Source organism: Arthrobacter sp. UC242_113 (genome assembly GCF_044054585.1).
GTDB lineage: Bacteria > Actinomycetota > Actinomycetes > Actinomycetales > Micrococcaceae > Arthrobacter.
Window position 1 is genome coordinate 4,170,368 of sequence record NZ_CP171968.1, and the last position, 21,664, is coordinate 4,192,031.

The following is a 21,664-nucleotide window of genomic DNA, read 5'->3' on the forward strand; positions in this document are numbered from 1 at the left end:
GCAAGGCTGGTACGGCAGCTGCCCGGACCTGCGCAAGGCCCCCGGTTTCCCCTGTGGCGAACAAGCTCCCCAAGTCAGGCTTCTCCCACGTAGCATCAAAGTACGTCGTAGCTAGGAGTGTGGCGAAATGTTTGAGCGATTTACGGACCGTGCCCGTCGCGTAGTTGTGCTTGCCCAAGAAGAGGCACGCATGCTGAACCACAATTACATTGGTACCGAACACATCCTCTTGGGTCTGATCCATGAGGGTGAGGGCGTTGCCGCCAAAGCTCTTGAGTCCTTGAGCATTTCGCTCGACGGCGTCCGCGAGCAGGTGCAGGAGATCATCGGCCAGGGCCAGCAGGCTCCCTCGGGCCACATCCCCTTCACGCCGCGTGCAAAGAAGGTGCTGGAGCTTTCGCTGCGCGAAGCCCTGCAGCTCGGCCACAACTACATCGGCACGGAGCACATCCTGCTGGGACTCATCCGCGAGGGTGAGGGTGTGGCAGCACAGGTGCTGGTGAAGCTCGGCGCTGACCTGAACCGGGTCCGCCAGCAGGTCATCCAGCTGCTCTCCGGCTACCAGGGCAAAGAGACCACCGGCGCCGGCGTCGGCCAGAGCCAGGCAGAGGGTACCCCCCGCCGGCTCTGTTGTGCTGGACCAGTTCGGCCGGAACCTGACGCAGGCTGCCCGCGAGAACAAGCTGGACCCTGTGATCGGACGCGAGCAGGAAATGGAACGCGTCATGCAGGTCCTTTCCCGCCGCACCAAGAACAACCCCGTGCTGATCGGCGAGCCCGGCGTCGGCAAGACCGCCGTCGTCGAGGGCCTGGCCCAGGCGATCGTGCGCGGCGACGTGCCGGAGACCATCAAGGACAAGCAGCTCTACACGCTGGACCTTGGCTCCCTCGTTGCCGGCTCCCGCTACCGTGGTGACTTTGAAGAGCGCCTGAAGAAGGTCCTTAAGGAAATCCGCACCCGCGGCGACATCATCCTCTTCATTGACGAGATCCACACCCTCGTGGGTGCCGGTGCCGCCGAAGGCGCCATCGACGCGGCCTCGATCCTGAAGCCGATGTTGGCCCGCGGCGAGCTGCAGACCATCGGTGCCACCACGCTGGACGAGTACCGCAAGCACATCGAGAAGGACGCCGCCCTCGAGCGCCGCTTCCAGCCCATCCAGGTCAAAGAGCCTTCGGTTGCTCACGCAATCGAAATCCTCAAGGGCCTGCGGGACCGCTACGAGGCACACCACCGCGTCACCATCACCGACGGTGCCCTCGCCTCGGCCGCGAACCTCTCCGAACGCTACATCTCGGACCGGTTCCTGCCGGACAAGGCGATCGACCTCATCGACGAAGCGGGCGCCCGGCTCCGCATCCGCCGAATGACCGCTCCGCCGGAGCTCAAGGAGATGGACGAGCGCATCTCCGAGCTGAAGATGGAGAAGGAGTCCGCCATTGACGCGCAGGACTTCGAGGGTGCTGCCGCGCTGCGCGACAAGGAGCAGAAGCTCATCACCGAGCGCTCCGAGAAGGAACGCCACTGGAAGACCGGCGGCATGGACGACATCTCCGAGGTGGACGAGGACCTGATCGCCGAAGTCCTCGCGAACTCCACGGGCATTCCGGTCTTCAAGCTGACCGAGGAAGAATCCTCGCGCCTGCTGAAGATGGAAGACGAGCTGCACAAGCGCGTCGTCGGCCAGGACGAGGCCATCAAGGCCCTGTCCCAGGCCATCCGCCGCACCCGTGCAGGCCTGAAGGACCCGAAGCGTCCGGGCGGATCGTTCATCTTCGCCGGCCCCACCGGCGTCGGCAAGACCGAACTCGCCAAGGCCCTCGCGGAGTTCCTGTTCGGCGAAGAGGACGCCCTCATCACGCTGGACATGTCCGAGTACTCCGAGAAGCACACGGTATCGCGCCTCTTCGGTGCCCCTCCGGGTTACGTCGGCTATGAAGAGGGCGGGCAGCTGACCGAGAAGGTCCGCCGCCGTCCGTTCTCAGTGGTCCTGTTCGACGAAGTGGAAAAGGCCCACGCGGACCTCTTCAACTCGCTGCTGCAGATCCTGGAAGACGGCCGCCTGACCGACTCCCAGGGCCGCGTGGTGGACTTCAAGAACACCGTGATCATCATGACCACGAACCTCGGAACCCGGGACATCTCCAAGAGCGTTGCCACCGGCTTCCAGTCCGGCACGGACACCCAGACCGGCTACAACCGGATGCGCGCCCGGGTCACGGAGGAGCTCAAGCAGCACTTCCGCCCCGAGTTCCTCAACCGTGTTGACGACGTCGTGGTGTTCCCGCAGCTGACGCAGGACGAGATCATCGAGATCGTGGACATGTTCGTGACGCGCCTGGAGAAGCGCCTCAAGGACAAGGACATGGGTATCGAGCTGACCAAGACAGCCAAGGTGCTCCTGGCCACCCGCGGCTACGATCCAGCCATGGGTGCCCGGCCGCTGCGCCGCACCATCCAGCGCGAGATCGAGGACCAGCTCTCCGAGAAGATCCTCTTCGGCGAGCTGCACCCCGGCGACATCGTGGTGGTGGATGTGGACGGCGAAGGCGACGACGCGAAGTTCACCTTCGCCGGAAATGCCAAGCCGCGCATCCCGGAAATCGCCCCCACCGCCTAGCACTGGGCGCCCAGCCCCCAGCTGCCCAGCACCCAGCCGCACTCCAGCGCCAAGAGGCCCCGCCAGCCCCCGAAAGGGAGCCGGCGGGGCTTTTTGCTTGCGCCCCGCCGGCTAAAGAGGTGCTGAATGGAAGGGTTCACCAATAGTGAACCCTTCTGTGATGTAGCGCACAGGAGGTGTTGAATCGGCACATGTCAACTGATGATGCAGCGATCCTGCGTGAGCAACCGGCGACACCCTTCCACGACCTCGACCACTACCTGGCGATCCCGCGCGTCAGTGGCCTGGCGATCAGCCCCGACGGCCGGCGGCTGGTGACCACGGTCGCCACGCTGAACAGCAAGGGCACCGAGTACGGCACGGCGCTGTGGGAGCTTGACCCGGCGGGCAGGAAGCAGGCCCGCAGGATTACCCGCAGCGCCAAGGGCGAAGCCGGCGCCGCGTTCGCGGCCAACGGCGACGTCTACTTCACGTCCGCCCGACCGGATCCGGACCGGGAGGCCGACGCCGATCCCGTCACTGCGCTCTGGGTCCTCCCCGCGGACGGCGGCGAGGCCCGCGTGGTGCTGTCGCGGGCCGGCGGCGTGGACAAGGTCATGGCGGCCAGGGACGCCAACGCGGCCTTCGTCACCGCCTCCGTTCTTGCCGGCTCCCGCGACGAGGAGGCCGACGCCGGGCGCCGCAAGAGCCGCAAGGACAACAAGGTGGCGGCCATCCTGCACAGCGAGTATCCGGTGCGGTACTGGGACGCGGACCTCGGCCCTGCCCAGCCGCGGCTCTTCGCGGTGGAGCCGGGGCCCGAGCCGGAACCCGGCAAACCCTCCACTGTGGACAGCGCCGCGCCGCTTACGCTGCGCAACCTCACCCCGGACGCGGGCTCCCGCCTCCGGGAGGCCGTCTCGGTGGTCAGCCCGGACGGAAAGACCATCTACACGAGCCTGTTGAGGCCGCTGCCGAAGGCGGACCTGCGCTCGGTCCTGGTCGCCGTTGACGTCGCCACCGGCACTCAGCGGGTCCTCCTCGACGAGGAGGGCATGAACTACTTTCCCGGTCCGGTCAGCCCCGACGGCGGCCTGCTCGCCGTCGTCAGTGAAAGCGACACAACGCCGCAGCAGGCACCGCGGGTCAAGCTGCATCTCCTCGATGTGACCGGGGAAGCCGGTCCGGAGGACCTGCAGCCCCTGGCACAAGAGTGGGACCGCTGGCCCCACCCGGAGGCGTGGCTCCCGGACGGTTCCGCCCTCCTTGTCACGGCAGACGACGACGGCGCATCGCCCGTTTTCAGCGTCAACGTTGCGGCAGTTGCCGCCCGGGAGAGCGCCGCCCGGGGGAGTGTCACCCGGGTGACGCCGGACCCGGCGGCCTACACCGACGTCGTCGTCTCACCCGATGGCCGCAGCGCCTATGCGCTGCGGAGCTCGTACGAGTTCCCGGCCGAGCCTGTCCGGATCGACCTCGCCACCGGGGACGTCACACGGCTGCCGTCCCCGGCGGAACGGCCGCAAACCGAGGGGCGGTTGGAGCGGGTTGAGGCGACGGCGGCCGACGGCACCCGCGTGCCCGCCTACCTGGCCCTGCCGGCCGGCGCCTCCGCCGAGAGCCCCGCGCCGCTGCTGCTGTGGATCCACGGCGGACCGCTGGGATCCTGGAATGCGTGGACGTGGCGCTGGAACCCGTGGCTGCTCACCGCCCGGGGGTACGCTGTCCTGCTGCCAGACCCTGCCCTGTCCACGGGCTACGGGCAGGAGTACATCCAGCGCGGCTGGGGCGGCTGGGGCAAGGCGCCGTTCACGGATCTCATGGCCGTCACGGATGCGGTGGTGCAGCGGCCGGACATCGACGAAAGCCGCACGGCCGCGATGGGTGGCTCCTTCGGCGGCTACATGGCCAACTGGGTGGCCGGGCAGACGGACCGCTTCAAGGCGATCGTCACCCACGCCAGCCTGTGGGCGCTGGACCAGTTCGGGCCCACCACCGACGCGTCGCAGTACTGGCTCAAGGAGATGACGGCGGAGATGGCGCTGGAAAACTCCCCGCACCTGCACGTCGAGAAGATCCGGACGCCCATGCTGGTCATCCACGGAGACAAAGACTACCGGGTGCCCATCGGGGAGGGCCTGCGGCTCTGGTACGAGCTGCTCTCCAAGTCCCAGCTCGCGTCCGACGAGAAAGGGCAGACCAGCCACCGGTTCCTCTTCTATCCCGACGAGAACCACTGGATCCTGCAGCCGCAGCACGCCAAGGTCTGGTATGGAGTGGTTGAACACTTCCTGGCCAGGAACGTCCTCGGGGAGGATATCGAGCTGCCGGCGGATCTGGGCCTCTGACCTCCAGTCCGGAGGCGACCGGGGCCGTCGCCGTAAGATGGGGGCTGTGACTGACTCCTTCACCGTTCGCCCTGCCCGGACCAGCGATGTGGCTGCCATCAAGAAACTGGTGGCGCCGCTGGCGGAAGAGCGAATACTGATGGCCAAGGAGACGGTGGCCTATTACGAGAGCCTGCAGGAGTTCCTGATAGCCGAGTCGGCGGCCGGCGAGGTCATCGGATGTGGCGCCCTGCACGTCATGTGGGAGGACCTCGCAGAAGTCCGCACCCTTGCCGCCTCGGATGCCTGGCGAGGCAGGGGAGTGGGCCACGTCCTCGTCGAGAGTCTCCTGAAGCAGGCCGCCGCGCTGGGCGTTTCGCGGGTGTTCTGCCTGACTTTCGAGGTGGACTTTTTCAAACGGCACGGATTCGAGGTCATGGCGGACCAGTCGGCAGTGGATCCGCAGGTGTACTCCGAGCTGCTCCGCTCGCATGACGAAGGCGTGGCGGAGTTCCTGGACCTTGCGCGCGTGAAGCCCAACACGCTGGGCAACACGAGGATGATCAAGGCTCTCTAGAGCCTGCCCCGATCCCCGCGGGACGGACTCAGCCCGGCTGGATTCTCCCGTAACACTCCTTTCCATTTATAAATTTGCTGGATAAACTCTTTGGAGTCGGAAGGGACAGCATTGGGGGCTGTCCCTTCCGCCGTTTCCGAACTACCGCGCAGCAGGTGCCGGTAGTAGGGTCAAAGCACATCCTGACGGATGTCAATGAAGCATCGAGAGCCCAGGAGCCGGCCGTGAAAAAGCTCATCAATGATCCCCGCGCTGTTGTGGATGAATCCGTGGAGGGATTCGGCCTAGCCCATGCAGACCTAGTAACCGTCAGCGCCGACCCGAAGTACGTCACCCGCAAGGACGCGCCCGTTGCCGGCAAGGTCGGCCTGGTCTCGGGCGGCGGCAGCGGGCATGAACCGCTTCACGCCGGATTTGTGGGGCGCGGTATGCTCGACGCCGCTGTTCCCGGCGCCGTCTTCACCTCACCGACCCCCGACCAGATCATTCCGGCCACGCTCGCGGTGAACTCCGGTGCAGGGGTGGTCCATATCGTGAAGAACTACACCGGCGACGTCCTGAACTTCGAGACGGCGGCCGAGATGGCCCAGGCCGAGGGCGTTGAAGTCCGCACCGTGCTCGTCAACGACGACGTCGCGGTGGAGGATTCGCTGTACACGGCCGGCCGCAGGGGCGTGGGCGGCACGGTCCTGGTGGAGAAGATCGCCGGGGCGGCGGCCGAGCGCGGCGACGACCTCGACGCGGTGGCGGCCATCGGTGACCGCGTGAACCAGAACGTGCGGACCATGGGCGTTGCGCTCTCGGCCTGCACGGTGCCCCATGCCGGCACCCCGAGTTTCGACCTGGAGGAAAACGAAATCGAAATCGGCATCGGGATCCACGGTGAGCCGGGCCGGCACAGGATCGCCATGGAGGACGCCGACGGCATCACCGGCCGCCTGCTGGAGCCGATCCTCAGCGACCTCGGAACGGCGTCGGGGGAGAAAGTGCTCCTGTTCGTCAATGGCATGGGTGGAACGCCGCTGAGCGAGCTGTACATCGTCTATCGCCGGGCCGCGCAGATCCTGGCGGAGCGGGGCCTCGCGGTGGAGCGTTCCCTGGTGGGGAACTACATCACGTCCCTCGAGATGCAGGGCTGTTCCGTCTCGGTGCTGCGGCTTGATGATGAGATGACGGCCCTCTGGGATGCGCCCGTGCACACGCCGGCCCTGCGGTGGGGCGTGTAGCCGTGGGGCTCGACGTGACCTGGGCCGTCAAATGGCTGACGCTGTCGGCCCAGGCGATGGCGGAGCACAGGGTGGAGCTCATCGAGCTGGACAGGGCCATCGGCGACTCTGACCACGGCGAAAACATGGACCGCGGCTTCCAGGCGGTGCTCGACAAGCTCGCCGAAAGTCCTCCCGAAACCCCCGGCGCAGCGCTCAAGCTGACGGCCATGGCGTTGATGTCGAAGGTCGGCGGGGCTGCGGGTCCGCTCTACGGCACGGCATTCCTGCGGGCCGCAACCACGCTGGGCGATGCCGCGTACATTGATGCTGCATCGCTCGCTGCAGCACTCGCAGCGGCGCGGGACGGCATCGTGGCCAGGGGGAGGGCCGAGACGGGCGACAAGACGATGGTTGACGCCTGGACCCCTGCCGTTGACGCAGCCGCAGCGGCAGCGGCCGACGGCGACACGCTCGCGGTCCTGATCGCCGCGGCGGAGGCTGCCGAGGCCGGCGCCGTGGCCACTGATCCGCTGGTGGCGCGCAAGGGCAGGGCCAGCTACCTCGGGGAGCGGAGCGCCGGCCACCGGGATCCCGGAGCCGCCTCAAGTGCCCTCATCCTCCGCGCCGCCGCGGGAGCCGCCGCATGACGGTGCGGATCGTGGTGGTTTCGCACAGTGACAAGATTGCCGACGGCGCCGTGGAGCTCGCGGCCCAGATGGCGCCGGACGTGATGATGGTTCCGGCCGGTGGAACGTCGGACGGCCGCATCGGCACCAGCATGGAAAAGGTGATGGCGGCGCTGGAGACCGCTGCCGGAGGCGATGGTGTGGTGGTGCTGACCGATCTGGGCTCGGCCGTGATGACCGCGGAATCGGCCATGGAATTCGCCGAGGGCAGCGGCACCGTGCTCCTCGCCGACGCCCCGATCATCGAGGGTCTCGTGGCGGCGGCGGTGGCGGCCCAGGGAGGAGCCAGCGTTCATGCTGTCCGGCGTGCAGCCGAGGCGACCCATGGCTATCCCGCGCCGCGGCCCAAGGCAGAGAATTACGCGGCCGCTGCCACCGCCGGAAAGGAGCCCGGAACGCAGACCCCTGCCGGCCAGGCCGCAGGTGAGCCGGAACCTCTGGCCCCGGATGCCAGCGGCGACTTCGAGCTCGTCAACCTCGCAGGAATGCATGCCCGGCCGGCCGCCAAGATAGCCGGCGGCCTGTCAGCGCTGGATGCGGACGTGACCGTGAACGGGGTGGACGGCGCCTCCATGACGGGGCTGATGACACTGGGTGCGGGCAAGGGATCGGTACTGCACGTGGAAGCGTACGGACCCGACGCCGAGCGCGCCGTGGAGTATGTGGCGGGGCTGGTACGGGACGGTTTCGGGGAACCCTGAGAGGGTTCAGGCAGGCTGGTTCAGGCAGCTACCTGTCCTGCCTGAGGCCTGACGCATCCAGCACCACTGAGGCGGAGATGAACCGCCCGCATTGCTCGCCGAACGGATAGCTGGCCCTGGGGGCGAAGCGCAGCGTGCGGACGGGCAGCGGCTCGCCGTCGGTGTAGCGCCCACTGGCCGTGACGTCGATCGGTGACTCGCCCAGCGCGTCCAGATTCAGCATTCCCCGCTGCGTGCCGTCCGGCTTGGACGTTGCCGCACACACGGCATCGGGCCTGGAATCATCGGCGCAGCCTAAGTCAACCGGCACCGAGCCCGCTACGAGCTGGAGGGTGTCCTCTTTGCACTTGCCGTCCTGGCAGGCCTTCACATGAAGCGTCTTCACTTCGGGCGCGTAGCCTGCGGCCACCGTGACCGCGACCCCTGACGCCTGGCCGATTGCCGGGCACGCAGTTTCGAAAGCATGGCACCCCGAGAGGAGTGCCGTCGTCGTGATTGTGGCCAAAAGTACCCCTGTCTTGCCCATACTTCAGGCTAGTTCCGATGTCCTGAAGGGGACCCGGCGGGGCCAAAACTGGCGCCCTCATCGTTACCCGGGTCCGTGGGGTGGGTGCCTAATTGAGACCAAAGCCCGGGCGGCAGGTGCCGGGCGGTCCGGGCGCGGCAGTCAGGCGGGCAGCCGATACCCGCCCTGGTGCAGTTCGGCCAGGCCGTCCTCGAGGAGGCCCGCCAGCGCCCGTTCCAGCTGCTCGGGCGCACAGTTCAACCGGTGCAGGGCGGCCAGCGGCACGCCGATGCCGGCGGCTTCGAACCCGAGGTCGGCGGGGGCCTGCTGGAACATCTCCGCCGGCACCGGCGCGTCCGCCAGGCGGAGGACCGCCATCACGCCGCCGCGGACCTGGCGGTCTGTGCCGTGCCACGCCTGGCCCTTGGGCGTATACGACGGCGGCGGCTCGCCGGCGGCGAGCCACGCGCACCGGTCGCGTACGGGGCAGGCGGCGCACTTGGGTGCCCGCGCCGTGCAGACCAGCGCCCCCAACTCCATAACCGAAGCGTTCCAGCGGACGGAACTGCCGGCGTCGGACGGCAGCAGCTCCGCGGCAAGCCGCATCTCGGCGGCCGTCAGGGCCGGGGCGGGGAGGGCGGAGCCGGAAAAGAGCCGCGCGTGGACGCGGCGGATGTTGGTGTCCACCACCGTCTCGCGGCGCCCAAAGGCAAAGGCGGCGACGGCGGCCGCCGTGTAGCTGCCCACCCCCGGCAGTCCGAGCAATTCGGCGTAGTCCTGCGGGACCCTGCCGCCGTGGTCGCGTTCGATGGCGGTTGCGGCAGCATGCAGCCTGAGCGCGCGCCGCGGATAGCCCAGCCGGCCCCAGGCACGGACCGCCTCACCGGCGGGTTCCCGTGCCAGCGCTGCAGGCTCCGGCCATCGGCGCAGCCACTCTTCCCAGACCGGCAGCACGCGGACCACGGGGGTCTGCTGCAGCATGATCTCGCTGACCAGCACGCCCCAGGGCGGGCAGTCGGGCGAGCGCCACGGCAAATCCCGGGCTTCGGCGTCGAACCAGTCCTCCAGTGAGGAGTGGACGTCCGTCAGGTCGGGGTAATCGGCTGTGGTTTTGATGCCAACACTCTAGTTGAAAACCCCGACGGCGGTTTCCGGCCCGGCGCCGTCAGCTGGCCTCCTTCTCCGCGGGAGGCAGTCCTTCCTGCCGCGCAGGCAGCCGCCTGACATGGCCGTGCAGGGTTTCGCCGCCGCGGCCGTTGGCCGCCGGAACAGCAAGGGCCACTACGAAGCTGGCGCTGTTCGGGTCCACTGAGCGGATGGTCAGGCTGCGCGTTCCTTCCGGTATTGAGGGCGCAAAGAACTGCAGCTGGCGGGAGCCGACGGTGGCCACCTCATCCAGCTTGTACTCTGTGCCGAAATGGTCATGGATAACGATTTCGGGGGTTTGCGGCTCGTCGTCATTGACTGAGGCGAGATGCAGGTTCACCACGATCCCGGTGTCCCAGATCTCAACCGCAAGCACCGTGAACGCAGTGCCCTGGCTCTGATGTTTGCCAAACGTCAGCGGCAGCAGAACGCGTTCGAGGTGACCGCCAGACACGTGATCTACCATCAGTGGTCCTCTCCAACTCGGCCCGGTAAGTGGTATCCGGGATTCAATTTTAGTAAGTGTGCTGACAGTTGTCACCCGAATTTGAGTCACGAATTGGACATGGTGGCGCGGTGGCGGCGTGGTGCTGCAGCAGAAACCCGGCCGTTACTTAGCCTAGAAGCATGGGCAGGCAAGACACTCCGAACTCCGGCGCGGGCCGGAACCGGTCACCGAAACCGGCGGCACAGAAAACGGCACCCGGGAAAACGGCGCCGCGCGCGGGCCGTAAGCCGAGCCCCGCAGTGTACCGCCGTCGTCGGCTCTTTGCCGGAGTGGCGCTGCTGCTGGTCCTGGGACTGGTTGCCGGCGGTGTCGCAACGGTTTCCAGCCTCCTCGGCGGCGCCGAGCGGGCCGTCTCCGCGCAGGATTCCTCGCAGGGCTCCTCAACGGCGGGCAGCACCGCGCAGCCGGGGGCAACGGCGTCGGCAAGCCCTTCTGCCACCCCCTCCACCTCGCCCACGTGCGACCAGAAGCTCGTGACAGTCAAGGCGGCCACCAACAAGACGTCCTACGCCGCAGATGAGAAGCCGGTGCTGAGCCTCACGGTCACCAACGGCGGGAAGCTTCCGTGCAAGGTGAACATCGGCACGTCGCAGATGGACTTCCTGGTCACCAGCGGCTCGGACCGCGTCTTCTCCTCCGCCGACTGCCAGGCCGCGAGCACTGACCTGGTCAAGACCATTGCGCCGGGCAAGAGCGAAACGGCGAACTTCCCGTGGCCGCGCAACCGTTCCGTGCAGGGCTGTGAGTCGGTGCCGGACGGTTCGGTTGCCGGCAGCGGGTACTACGTGTTCATCGCGAAGCTTGGCGCCAAGGTCAGCCCGCCGACGGTTTTCCAGCTCGGCTGACGCTGCGTGTTCCATCGGTTGCTCCGTAGCGGCCCTTTTGGGCGCCCCAAAGGGCTGGGCCCACGCCGACAGGGTTCCCTGGCCGAGCTTGCGAGGCGAGGGTGGCGGTGGGGAGGAGCACTCGACCGGGTTAGAGGAAATCGGCCGGGTTAGAGGAACCGGTCCAGCAGGCTGGCTTCGGCCATCCGGCTGAGGCCCTCGCGGACCGTGCGGGCGCGCTGGTCGCCGATGCCGTCCACGGTCATCAGGTCATCAATGGTTGCGGCCATGAGGTACTGCAGCCCGCCGAAGTGGTCCACGAGCCTGTCCGCGACAGCTTTCGGCACGGCCTTGAGTCCGGACAGGAGCCGGTAGCCCCGCGGCTGCACCACGGCGTCGAGGGTGTCCACGCCGCCGGCGAAGCCGATGATTCCGGCGATCTTGCTGAGGTCGATCAGTTCGGTGGGGCCGAGGTTGAGGAGCGCGCTGACCGCGCCGTCGATGTCCTCCGGAGCTGCGTTCGGCCCGGCGTAGTCACGGATGATGATGTCGCTGCCCGGGCCGCGGCCCACTGTGAGCTCGTCCAGCTGGAGGGACAGCAGCCTGCCGTCCTCGCCGAGCTCCAGAACATACTGCGAGATTTCCTCGGAGATCCGGCGCACCATCTCCTGGCGCTGCAGGGTCACGGCCACATCACGGACCGTCACCATGGCCTCGATCTCCAGGGCGGAGAGCGAGCTGGTCACCTGGTCAAGGCGGGAACGGTAGCGTTCCAGGGTGGCCAGGGCCTGGTTGGCTCGGGCCAGGACCTTTTCGGAGCCCTCGAGCACATGCCGCAGCCCGTTGACGTACAGGGCGATGATCTGCATGGACTGGCTCACCGAGATCACCGGGACGCCGGTCTGGATGGCGACGCGTTCGGCGGTCCGGTGCCGGGTGCCCGATTCCTGAGTTTCGATGCTCGAGTCCGGGACGAGCTGAACTGCCGCGCGCAGGATGTTGCTGGCATCCTTATCGCAAACAATGGCGCCGTCCATCTTGGCCAGTTCGCGGAGCCGGGTGGGCGAGAAGTCGATGCCGATGTCGAAGCCGCCGGAACAGATCGAGTCGATGGTCCGGTCCGAGCCCAACACGATCAGCGCGCCGGTGCGTCCGCGGAGAATGCGTTCCAGGCCGTCCCGCAGCGCGGTCCCCGGGGCCACCCTCCCCAAAGTCGCCTTGAGCGATTCTTCAGGGCTGCGAGCCATAGATATTCCCTTCAAAGGTGCAGGCGGGCCTGCAGGTTCGCCGGTTTCCGATAGTTCGCCGGCAGGATCAAAAGTACTCGGTTTCCCGCATGCACCATCCTAGAGGTAGATTACCCCAACAACCGCACGGACAAGCCTTAAAGTGCCTCGTCGGGGGCGTGCGGAACAGGCATCCGGAGTGCGTCCGACGCCGGCCGGCTGAGGGGCACTTTTGGCCCGCTTTCGGTGCGGATTCCGCCCCTGCGATAAACTTGAAGCCTTGGCTGGCAGGTTCCGCCGCCACCTTTTCCAATCAGGATCCCCCGCGGATCGCAGTGAAAGTAGCACCGTGTCCCAAGAAGTGCAGAGCCCCGCCCGAGTGCACGAGATCCATAAGCAGGCCTCCCGCCGCCGGACGTTCGCTGTCATCTCCCACCCGGACGCCGGCAAGTCCACGCTCACCGAGGCCCTCGCCCTGCACGCCAAGGTGATCGGCACCGCCGGCGCTTCCAGCGGCAAGGCCAACCGCAAGGAGACGGTCTCGGACTGGATGCAGATGGAGAAGGACCGCGGCATCTCCATCAGCTCGGCCGCCCTGCAGTTCTCCTACCGGGACACCGTGATCAACCTGCTGGACACCCCCGGCCACGCCGACTTCTCCGAGGACACCTACCGCGTGCTCGCCGCCGTCGACTGCGCCGTGATGCTCGTGGACGCGGCCAAGGGCCTTGAGACGCAGACCATGAAGCTGTTCGAGGTCTGCAAACAGCGCAACCTCCCCATCATCACTGTCATCAACAAATGGGACCGCCCGGGCCTGGACGCACTGGCCCTCATGGACGAGATCACGGAGCGAACCGGGCTGCAGCCCATGCCCCTGACCTGGGCCGTGGGTATCTCCGGAGACTTCCGCGGCGTCTGGGACCTGCGCAACGACAGGTTCGCGCGCTTCCAGCGGAACAACGCCGGCGCGAGCATCGCCCTCACCGAGTACTTCACCCCCGAAGAAGCGGCCGAAAGCCAGGGCAACAACTGGACGGATGCCGTCGACGAGGCTGGCCTGGTCATCGAGTCCAACCTCGCCTTCGACGTCGAAAGCTTCCACGCCGGCAAGGCCACCCCCATCCTGTTCAGCTCCGCGGCGCTGAACTTCGGCGTCAAGGAACTTCTGGACGCCCTGGTGGACTTCGCCCCGCCGGCCGCGCCCCGCCCGGACATCGAGGGCAGCCCGCGTGCCGTCGAGTCCCCGTTCTCCGGCTTCGTCTTCAAGGTCCAGGCAGGCATGAACAAGGCCCACCGCGACCACGTGGCCTTCATCCGTGTCTGCTCCGGCGTGTTCGAGCGCGGCATGGTGGTCACGCAGACCCGCACCGGAAAGTCGTTCGCCACGAAGTACGCGCAGCAGGTGTTCGGCCGGGAACGCGAGGTCATCGACGAGGCCTACCCGGGCGACGTCGTGGGCCTGGTCAACGCGTCCTCGCTCCGCGTGGGGGACAGCCTGTTCCTGGAGGAAGCCGTGGAGTTCCCGGCCATCCCGCTGTTCGCCCCCGAGCACTTCCAGGTTGCCCGCTCCAAGGACCCCAGCCGCTTCAAGCAGTTCCGCCGCGGCATCGAGCAGCTTGAGCATGAGGGCGTCATCCAGGTGCTGCGCTCCGACGTCCGCGGTGACCAGGCGCCCGTGCTCGCCGCCGTCGGGCCCATGCAGTTTGAGGTGGTGGAGGACCGCATGGCGCACGACTTCAGCGCGCCCATGCGGCTGGAACGCCTCCCGTACTCCATGGCCAGGATCTCGACGGCGGACGCCATGCCGGCGCTGGCCAACGTGCCGGGCGCCGAGGTGCTGCTGCGGTCCGACGGCGAATACCTGGCCCTCTTCAACGACGTCTGGGCCCTGCGCCGCATCGAGAAGAACCATCCCGACCTCACGCTGGTGCCCATCGGGACGCACAACCCCGCAAAGTAACTGCACCAACGCGGGGCTCCGGCTCCCGAACGGTCTCCCAACCAACGAAGCAAGGTATCGCCGTGCCCACAAACCAGCCGTCTGCCGCAACACCCGTTACAGGAGCAGCCCGCGTCGTCGTGACCGGCATGGGTTCCATGAACCCGCTCGGGGCCACCGTGACCGAGACCTGGGAGGCCATGCTGGCAGGGCGCTCGGGCATCGCGGCGCTCGAGGACGGCTGGGCTGAAGCCCTGCCGGTGCGCATCGCCGGCCGGGTCACCGCCGATTTGGGCGCGTTCCTGAGCACCCGCGAGCTGAAGCGCATGGACCGCTGCGGGCAGCTGGCGCTCGTTGCCTCCCGCGAAGCCTGGGAGCAGGCGGGGAAGCCGGGCGTCGAACCGGAGCGGTTGGCTGTCGTCATTGGCTCGGCCTACGGCGGCATGGACACCGTGATCGCGCAGGTTCGGGAACTGGACAACGGCGGCCCGCGCAAGGTTTCGCCGCACACCCTGACCCGGCTCATGGTGAACGGGCCGTCCGCGTGGGTTTCCATCGACCTCGGTGCCAAGGGCGGGGCGCACACTCCGGTCAGCGCCTGTGCGTCCGGGGCCGAGGCGATTGCCCAGGGTGCCGAAATGATCAGGTCCGGGGCGGCCGACGTCGTCATTGCCGGCGGCGTTGATGCCGCAGTCAACGACCTGATCATCAGCGGCTTCTCGCAGATCCGGGCGCTCTCTACGCGCAACGACGATCCGGAGCGGGCATCGCGGCCGTTCGACCGGGACCGCGACGGCTTCGTCCTGGCCGAGGGCGCGGGGATTGTGGTGCTGGAGCGCGAGGACCACGCACGCGCCCGGGGCGCGGAAGTGCTGGGCGGCGTAGCCGGGGCAGCCGTGACCTCGGACGCGAACGATATCGTGGCGGCCGATCCGGACATGCAGGTGCGGGTCATGGAGAAGGCCCTTGCCTCCGCCGGCCTCCGCGGGACGGACATCGGATTCGTGCACGCGCACGCCACCTCAACCCCCGTGGGCGACCGGCTGGAGGCGCAGGCCATCAAGACCATTGCCGGTGACCAGGTCCCGGTGACCTCCACAAAGTCGCTCACCGGGCACCTGCTTGGCGGAGCGGGAGCTCTGGCCGCCATCGCCACGCTGCAGGCCCTCCGGACCGGCGACCTGCCCGGCACCTACAACGTGGCTGCCCTTGACCCCGAGGTGGACCTCAACGTCATCACCGGTACCGTCAGCGGCAGCACCGCGACGGTGGGACTCGTCAATGCCTTCGGGTTCGGCGGGCACAGCGCGGCGCTCGTGGTCACCCGCGGCTAGTTCTGCTGCGGTTTCCTGGTCCGCACCAGGGCCGCCGTCCCGGCAGCCAGGCCGAGCAGGCCTGCGCCGAGGCCGATGATGCCGAACGTGTTGTCAGGCGCGGCGGCGACCGGGGTGGTCGACGCTGCCGCCGCCGTATCTGCTGTGTCCGCAGTTGCCGTGTCTGCAGTCGTGCTGCCGGCGGCGGGGGCCGCCGCGGCAGCCGGTGCCGCATGCGAGTGCTCGTCCGCGGCCGCAGTGGTGACGAACGAGGGGACCGGGTGCTCGGGCTCGGGCTGGCCGGCGGTTTCGGGCTGGTTCCAGTTCACCACTGTCCCGTCGGAGTAGGTCTGTGCGGCAGGCAGGGCTACTGTGGTACCGGCCTCCGGGAGCCGCCCGACGGAGATGGAGAACGTCTGGTATTCATGCTGGCCGAGCTGGTGGGCGGCATCGGCGGTCCAGGTGACCGTGGCGGCTGCCTTGGTGACCTTGGCCCCGTCCACCGTGACGGGCGCGGGCAGGGCCGCCTCGGCGATCTTGGCCGTCCAGCCGTCCATGGGCTTGACCGAAACGGAGGTGAACGGCGTCGCCGTGGGCAGCGTGACGGTGACCTTGGTGGTCTTGGCGGCAGCGGACTCGTTGGGAACCCTGAAGGTCAGCTGCGAGAAGCCGCCGGCCGAGGTTGAGGCGGGGTCCACATGGACATGGGCGGATGCCGAGCCCACCCCCAGGACCATGAGGCCGGCCGCCGCCGTGAAAACTGTGGCGGTTTTGAGGGCAGAGGTTTTCAGTGACCGGGACTTTGTTGCACGGGAGTTTGAGGTAGTCATGACGGGGCCTTTCGCGGGTGCTGCGGCGCTCGTGTGGAGGGGCAGCGGAGTGAGGGATGGTCAGGCGGCGTCCCGGCACCCCTCCGCAGGCTCGTTGGCCATGCGCAGGAAGGTTACTAGATGGTGCGCGGGAGGGCGGCCTTGGGCGGGCCGCGAAGAGTGTCGTGCCGCTGGTTGCGGCGCTGGGCAGCGACGAAGACCGTGTGCCAGGCCGCAGGGCGGTGAGGGGCGGGCGTGAGCCCGGCGGGCCGGGGGAGCCGCGCCAGCGGGCGGAGCCATGCCAGGAGCTGCCACAGTGCGGCCTCGCCCCGCCGCAACAGCCAGGCGGTGGCGAGCATGGCGAGGAGGTGGCCTGCCAGCATGGCGGGCGAATTGGCGCCGTCGCCCATGGCCACTGTATCCATGGCCGTGGTCTGCGTTGCCGCCGTGCAGTTCAGGCCCCCATGCCCGTAGTGCGCCAGCGGGGCAAGGGTCAGCTGGGGCAGGCAGGAAGCCCCGGCGGAGAAAACTGCGAAGGCTATATGCAGCGCCAGCTGGCCGGCGCCGAGCAGCGCGAAAAGGACAGCGAACGACAGCTGCCGCCGCGCGAGCCAGGCGGCCGGGGCCAACAGGACTGCCGCCGCCAGGGCAACTGTCTCGACGTCGGGAAGCTGCCCGCCACCCAGCACGTGGCCTGCGGTGGCAAGTGAGGCCGCCACGACGGTAACCAGGACCGCGCGGAAGTGGCGCAAGGGACCTCGGAGTTCCATCGGTGCCTCCCTCCACCAGGCCCGGAGCTGCTGTGACACCCCGACCGTAAACACGGCAGCGTGGGAAAACCTTGGGTCCTGACTGGTTTGTTACGGGTTGGGCGGCCCGGAATGGTGGTCCGGGTCATGGGGCAGGGCAGCAGCACGGGCCGGCCAGTAGAATTGCTGGGACGCCCGCTGTGCCCGTCGATCTTCCGGAAAGGACCGCTGATGATGCCCCGCGCCTCGTTCCGGCTTTTCCGCACCGGGCTGATCGGTTCGCTCATTATCGGGTTTGCTGCCGGCGGGCACCTCGCGGGCGGCGGCCAGCTTCCCTCAGCGGCCATCCTGGCGGCACTGTTCGCGGTGACACTGGTTCCCGTCGCCGCACTGACGCGGTTCCGCCTCTCCGCACCTGCCTTGGTGTCATTGCTGGGTGCTGGCCAATCGTGGCTGCACTGGGCTCTCGATGCGCTGGGTGGCGCGGGTACGGCCGCACCGGAGTCCGCGGCGCTGATGACGGGCCATGCCGGCCATCCGGGTGCCATAACTCCAGACGTGCTGGCCGCCGCAGGGTCGGCAGCCGCCGGAAGCGTCCATTCCGCGGCGTCCGACGGCGTCATGTTCGCAGCGCACGCAGTGGCCACCCTGTGCACCGCAGCCCTGCTGGCGCGGGGGGAACGCGTGCTGTCAGCCCTTGCTTCCTGGCTGCGGCCGCTTATCCGCCTGCCCGAGCCGCCAGTTATCCTTCCCGCCCGCACCCCCGCGCCATTTCCATCCCCGGCGCTCCTCCCGCGGACGCGCCTAGGCGTCCGGCTGCCCACCCGGCGAGGGCCGCCGGTGCCTTTGGCCGCCTAGACGGGTTCCTTTCAGAACGGGCCGTTCCTTGATGGACGGTTCCGCTTTTCAGGCAGGGCCCGACGGCGGCGTGCAGCTACCTGCCCGTGCCGCCTTGATGACGCATCGATGGTGCACGGCCCCTGACTGTTTTTTCTTTGAAAGGCATTACCCTCATGAACTCCTCCATGCGCCGTACCCTCAAGACCGCCGCAGCCGCATCCCTCACCGCCGGGCTCCTCGCCGCCGGCGCCGCAGCCGCCTCTGCTCACGTCACGGTTGACCCCTCCGCAACTGCCGAGGGCGGCTTTACCAAGCTGACGTTCAGCGTTCCGAACGAATCGGAGACGGCCAAGACCGACCGGCTGGAGGTCAAGCTCCCCACCGACACCCCGCTGACGTCGGTCTCCGTGAAGCCCATGGACGGCTGGAAGGCGCAGGTGGTCACCTCTACCCTTCCCAAGCCGGTGGAAATTGCAGGCGCAACAGTCACCAAGGCCCCCACCAGCGTGATCTGGACCGCCGATGCGGCCCACCAGATCGGGCAGAAGGAATTCCAGACCTTCACTCTGTCCGTCGGCCGGCTCCCCGTAGCGGGGACCACCCTGATGCTGCCCGCGGCCCAGCGCTACACCGACGGCACCACCGTCAACTGGGCAGACGCGGCCGAGGCCGAACACGACCACGCGTCCGCAACCTCCTCCGCCGCAGCTTCCGCTCCGGCCGCTGAGGCGAAGGAGCACCACCCCGCGCCCTCGTTCGTTGTCACCGCGGCGGAGGCGGCTAGTTCCGCATCGGCCACGCCCGAGGCCGCGCCGGCATCGGAAACGCAGGCAACAGGATCCAATGGCGGCCAGGCCGCGGGCTGGATCGGGCTGGTCGCTGGACTTCTTGGCCTCGCCGCGGGCGCCACGGCCCTGGTCCGCACCCGGGCGGCCAAGAAGTAGCCCAAGGGCGGTAACAGCAGCGGCCCGCGCCATCTCCTGGAGCTGCCCGGGGGAGGGCGCGGGCCGCTTTCGCTGAACGGCGAACAGATGCGCCGGTTTAGCTATTGCGTCGGCCTAGCTATTGCGCCGGTCTAGCTAATGCTTAGGGCTTGGTGATGAGCAGTTCCAGGACCTCGGTCAGGTGGCCCACTTCCCTCACGTTGAAGCCTGCCGGGACCGGGCCGGGACCGGTGGGGCTGGATGGAACCACTGCGTGCGTGAATCCCAGCCGGTGGGCCTCATGGATGCGCTGGTTGATGCCGGGGACGGGGCGCACCTCACCGGCCAGGCCCACCTCGCCGAAGGCGATCAGACGCTGCGGCAGGGGTTTCTTGTGCTTCGCGGACGCGACTGCCAGCGCCACCGCCAAGTCGGTGGCCGGCTCGCTGAGCTTCACGCCGCCCACCGTGGCCACGTATGAATCGTCCTTCTGCAGCTGGCACCCGGCGCGCTGCTGCAGCACTGCCAGGAGCATGGCCACCCGGGAACTGTCCAGGCCGCTGGTTGCCCGGCGGGGCTGTGAATTTCCGGTCTCGGCGAGCAGGGACTGCACCTCGGCAAGCAGCGGCCGGCGGCCCTCCATGGTGACGGTGATGCAGGTGCCGGATACCGGGTCCTTGGTGCGGGTGACGAACAGCCCGCTCGGATCGGCGAGGCCCAGGATGCCGTCCTCGGTGAGGTCGAAGCACCCCACGTCGTCGGTGGGCCCGTAGCGGTTCTTAACCGCCCGGAGCAGGCGGAGGCGGGAGTGGCGCTCGCCCTCGAACTGGCACACGACGTCCACCAGGTGCTCCAGCAGCCGGGGCCCGGCGATGGAACCGTCCTTGGTCACATGCCCCACCAGCAGCGTGGTCATGTTCCGGCGCTTGGCCGCCGAGATGATGGAGGCAGCCACCTCACGGACCTGGGAGACGCCGCCGGAACTGCCCTCCACGTCCGCGCTGCTGAGCGTCTGCACGGAGTCCACCACCAGCAGCTTCGGTTCCACCTTCTCCACCTGGCCGAGCGCCTGGCCAAGGTCCGTCTCCGCTGAGAGGTAGAGGGTGTCCGCGATCGCGCTGATCCGATCGGCGCGTAGCTTCACCTGGGCCGCCGATTCCTCGCCTGTCACATAGAGGACGCTCTGCCCGGTCCGGGCGAACTTTGCGGCAACGTCCAGCAGCAGGGTGGACTTTCCCACGCCGGGCTCGCCCGCGAGCAGGATGACGGCGCCGGGAACCACGCCGCCGCCGAGCACGCGGTCCAGTTCGTCCACCCCGGTGGGCAGATAGGCGGCAGTGGTGGCGTCAATATCGGCAATGGGGCGGGCTGGCTCCAGAACTGTAGTTGCCGCCGTCGTACGCGCCACCGCGGTGCCGGTTTCCTCAACGGTTCCCCACGCCTGGCACTCACCGCACCGGCCCACCCACTTGACCGTGGTCCAGCCACATTCCGCGCACTTATAGCCCGGCGCTTTGGAAACCCGGGAAGTCTTTGTAGCCATTGCTCCACACTAACCGGGAACTGTGACATTCCTGTCCGGCGCCGCCTACAGCGGGGGCAGGAGGTCGCGCGCCTCGCGGGAATCGATGCCCGTGGCTTCCAGCAGGTCCACCATGAGCGGCCGGAACAGCATCACCACGGTCTCGCCCTCGAGCTTCTGCACCTTCAGCATTCTTGGATGCAGCCGCCCGGCGATCTCGCCCAGGTCCTGCCGCGCACTGCGCAGGTGGGCATCTCGCGCGCCCTCCTGCACCTCCGCGAGGCCGAGCGAGAGCTCGTCCACGGCCGCCCCTGTCTCCAGCAGGACCTCGGCGATGTTTTCGGTGGCTTCGTCGGACAGCGCGGCGTGGTTGATGGAACTGGTGAGCCGGCGCGCGAAGACACGGCTGTTGCGCAGGGCAAGGTCGATGTACTCGAGCGACTGCTCCAGCCGGTCCAGTTCGTCACGGTGGCGCCGGTAGGCGGGCGCCAGCGTGGCCACCTCGCCGGATGCCCGCAGCGAGTGACGCATGGCGTCCACCAGCGGCTGGCTGTTCCGGCCCCGGACCAGGGCATGCCAGGCCCGGGTGGAATCGCTCTCAACCAGGGCAGCGGCGCATTCCCGCAGTACTTCGGCCAGTTCATGAAGCAGCTTCTGGACGTCCTTGCGCGGTTCCCGACGCGGGTCCTTGGGAGCCAGGACGGTGATCAGCAGCGCGACCACTCCGCCCACCACAGCGTCGATGCTGCGCGTGAACGGGCCGCCGGAGGGCGCCGGCAGCAGCACCACCAGCAATGACTGCAGTGCCAGTTGGGTGGTGAAGATATTGCCGCTGTCCAGGAAGCGGGCCAGCAGGATGGAAACCAAAAGAACGACGGCGGCCTGCCAGATCCCGGCCCCGAGCCAGTGGAGCAGCATGTCGCCCACGGCGATGCCGATGGTGCAGCCCAGTCCCACCTCCATCACCCTCCGCATGCGCAGGTCGCGGGAGAAACCGAGGGCAATCAGGGCGGACGTGGCGGCGAACAGTGGGCCGGTATGGCCCAGGACGAACTCGGCGAATGCGTAGGCTCCCACGGCGCCGAAGGTCATCTGGATCGCGGGGACCAGCGAATTCCGGCTCCGGACCATCCCTGTTCTGATCCGGCCGCGAAGGAAACGTCTGCTGGCGGAGAGTCCGGTCTGGGGCATGGCTTCAGTCTATGGCGGGAGCTGGCACGGACCGGGAACCAACGGACCGGTTTCGACCCCCGCCGGA

At 68.1% G+C, this 21,664-nt stretch carries 18 protein-coding genes and 1 pseudogene; 11 read left to right on the forward strand and 8 right to left on the reverse strand.

Annotated features, from left to right (window positions below; all coding sequences use genetic code 11):
* Window positions 1-127: 127 nt before the first annotated feature.
* From ACHMXB_RS18995 to dhaM, 6 genes and pseudogenes are all read left to right on the forward strand, one after another.
* A pseudogene (locus tag ACHMXB_RS18995) lies at window positions 128-2,621 on the forward strand (ATP-dependent Clp protease ATP-binding subunit).
* Window positions 2,622-2,812: 191 nt separating this feature from the next.
* Complete coding sequence (locus ACHMXB_RS19000) at window positions 2,813-4,948, forward strand: prolyl oligopeptidase family serine peptidase (RefSeq protein ID WP_395400929.1); 2,136 nt, start codon at window positions 2,813-2,815, stop codon at window positions 4,946-4,948.
* A gap of 37 nt (window positions 4,949-4,985) precedes the next feature.
* On the forward strand, window positions 4,986-5,504 hold the full coding sequence (locus ACHMXB_RS19005) for an amino-acid N-acetyltransferase (RefSeq protein ID WP_194717972.1): 519 nt from the start codon (window positions 4,986-4,988) through the stop codon (window positions 5,502-5,504).
* Window positions 5,505-5,728: 224 nt separating this feature from the next.
* Window positions 5,729-6,730 carry a dihydroxyacetone kinase subunit DhaK gene (gene dhaK / locus ACHMXB_RS19010; RefSeq protein WP_395400932.1) on the forward strand — a complete coding sequence of 334 codons (1,002 nt, stop codon included), beginning with the start codon at window positions 5,729-5,731 and terminating at the stop codon, window positions 6,728-6,730.
* Between the two features lie 2 nt (window positions 6,731-6,732).
* Window positions 6,733-7,359 (forward strand): dihydroxyacetone kinase subunit DhaL, encoded by a 627-nt coding sequence (gene dhaL, locus ACHMXB_RS19015; RefSeq protein WP_395400934.1) that lies wholly within the window; start codon window positions 6,733-6,735, stop codon window positions 7,357-7,359.
* Complete coding sequence (dhaM, locus tag ACHMXB_RS19020) at window positions 7,356-8,099, forward strand: dihydroxyacetone kinase phosphoryl donor subunit DhaM (protein ID WP_395400936.1); 744 nt, start codon at window positions 7,356-7,358, stop codon at window positions 8,097-8,099. The genes dhaL and dhaM overlap by 4 nt, the downstream gene beginning before the upstream one ends.
* A 28-nt stretch (window positions 8,100-8,127) precedes the next feature.
* Here the strand turns inward: dhaM and ACHMXB_RS19025 are convergent, their stop codons facing one another.
* The 3 genes from ACHMXB_RS19025 to ACHMXB_RS19035 form a co-directional block, all read right to left on the reverse strand.
* Entirely contained in the window at window positions 8,128-8,625 is a 498-nt protein-coding gene (locus tag ACHMXB_RS19025; RefSeq protein ID WP_395400938.1) for a hypothetical protein, read from the reverse strand.
* 141 nt (window positions 8,626-8,766) lie between these two features.
* Window positions 8,767-9,603 carry an A/G-specific adenine glycosylase gene (locus ACHMXB_RS19030; RefSeq protein WP_395400940.1) on the reverse strand — a complete coding sequence of 279 codons (837 nt, stop codon included), beginning with the start codon at window positions 9,601-9,603 and terminating at the stop codon, window positions 8,767-8,769.
* A gap of 166 nt (window positions 9,604-9,769) precedes the next feature.
* Window positions 9,770-10,216 (reverse strand): hypothetical protein, encoded by a 447-nt coding sequence (locus ACHMXB_RS19035; protein WP_395400942.1) that lies wholly within the window; start codon window positions 10,214-10,216, stop codon window positions 9,770-9,772.
* Between the two features lie 161 nt (window positions 10,217-10,377).
* Between ACHMXB_RS19035 and ACHMXB_RS19040 the strand changes: the two genes are divergently transcribed.
* Complete coding sequence (locus tag ACHMXB_RS19040; protein WP_395400944.1) at window positions 10,378-11,103, forward strand: hypothetical protein; 726 nt, start codon at window positions 10,378-10,380, stop codon at window positions 11,101-11,103.
* A gap of 149 nt (window positions 11,104-11,252) precedes the next feature.
* Here ACHMXB_RS19040 and disA read toward each other — a convergent pair whose 3' ends face one another.
* Entirely contained in the window at window positions 11,253-12,329 is a 1,077-nt protein-coding gene (gene disA / locus ACHMXB_RS19045; RefSeq protein WP_395400946.1) for a DNA integrity scanning diadenylate cyclase DisA, read from the reverse strand.
* A gap of 328 nt (window positions 12,330-12,657) precedes the next feature.
* Between disA and ACHMXB_RS19050 the strand changes: the two genes are divergently transcribed.
* Together ACHMXB_RS19050 and ACHMXB_RS19055 are read left to right on the forward strand one after the other, a co-directional pair.
* On the forward strand, window positions 12,658-14,271 hold the full coding sequence (locus ACHMXB_RS19050; protein WP_395400948.1) for a peptide chain release factor 3: 1,614 nt from the start codon (window positions 12,658-12,660) through the stop codon (window positions 14,269-14,271).
* 62 nt (window positions 14,272-14,333) lie between these two features.
* Window positions 14,334-15,584: a beta-ketoacyl-[acyl-carrier-protein] synthase family protein gene (locus ACHMXB_RS19055; RefSeq protein WP_395400950.1), complete on the forward strand. Its 1,251-nt coding sequence runs from the start codon at window positions 14,334-14,336 to the stop codon at window positions 15,582-15,584.
* Here ACHMXB_RS19055 and ACHMXB_RS19060 read toward each other — a convergent pair.
* Window positions 15,581-16,393, reverse strand: coding sequence for a YcnI family protein (locus ACHMXB_RS19060; RefSeq protein WP_395400952.1), 813 nt, complete (start codon window positions 16,391-16,393; stop codon window positions 15,581-15,583). The genes ACHMXB_RS19055 and ACHMXB_RS19060 overlap by 4 nt on opposite strands.
* A gap of 116 nt (window positions 16,394-16,509) precedes the next feature.
* The gene (locus ACHMXB_RS19065; protein ID WP_395400954.1) at window positions 16,510-17,142 is read right to left on the reverse strand and encodes a hypothetical protein; all 633 of its coding nucleotides are present in this window, start codon (window positions 17,140-17,142) and stop codon (window positions 16,510-16,512) included.
* A 210-nt stretch (window positions 17,143-17,352) separates the two neighbouring features.
* Between ACHMXB_RS19065 and ACHMXB_RS19070 the strand changes: the two genes are divergently transcribed.
* Together ACHMXB_RS19070 and ACHMXB_RS19075 are read left to right on the forward strand one after the other, a co-directional pair.
* A complete protein-coding gene (locus tag ACHMXB_RS19070) occupies window positions 17,353-17,979 on the forward strand; it encodes a hypothetical protein (protein WP_395400956.1) in 627 nt (208 codons plus the stop codon).
* A gap of 155 nt (window positions 17,980-18,134) precedes the next feature.
* On the forward strand, window positions 18,135-18,905 hold the full coding sequence (locus ACHMXB_RS19075) for a YcnI family protein (RefSeq protein WP_395400958.1): 771 nt from the start codon (window positions 18,135-18,137) through the stop codon (window positions 18,903-18,905).
* 142 nt (window positions 18,906-19,047) lie between these two features.
* On the opposite strand, the gene radA is transcribed toward ACHMXB_RS19075, so the two are convergent.
* Window positions 19,048-20,427: a DNA repair protein RadA gene (gene radA / locus ACHMXB_RS19080; protein WP_395400960.1), complete on the reverse strand. Its 1,380-nt coding sequence runs from the start codon at window positions 20,425-20,427 to the stop codon at window positions 19,048-19,050.
* A 45-nt stretch (window positions 20,428-20,472) separates the two neighbouring features.
* Window positions 20,473-21,597, reverse strand: a complete 1,125-nt coding sequence (locus ACHMXB_RS19085; RefSeq protein WP_395400962.1) for an aromatic acid exporter family protein — start codon at window positions 21,595-21,597, stop codon at window positions 20,473-20,475.
* Between the last annotated feature and the right edge of the window lie 67 nt (window positions 21,598-21,664).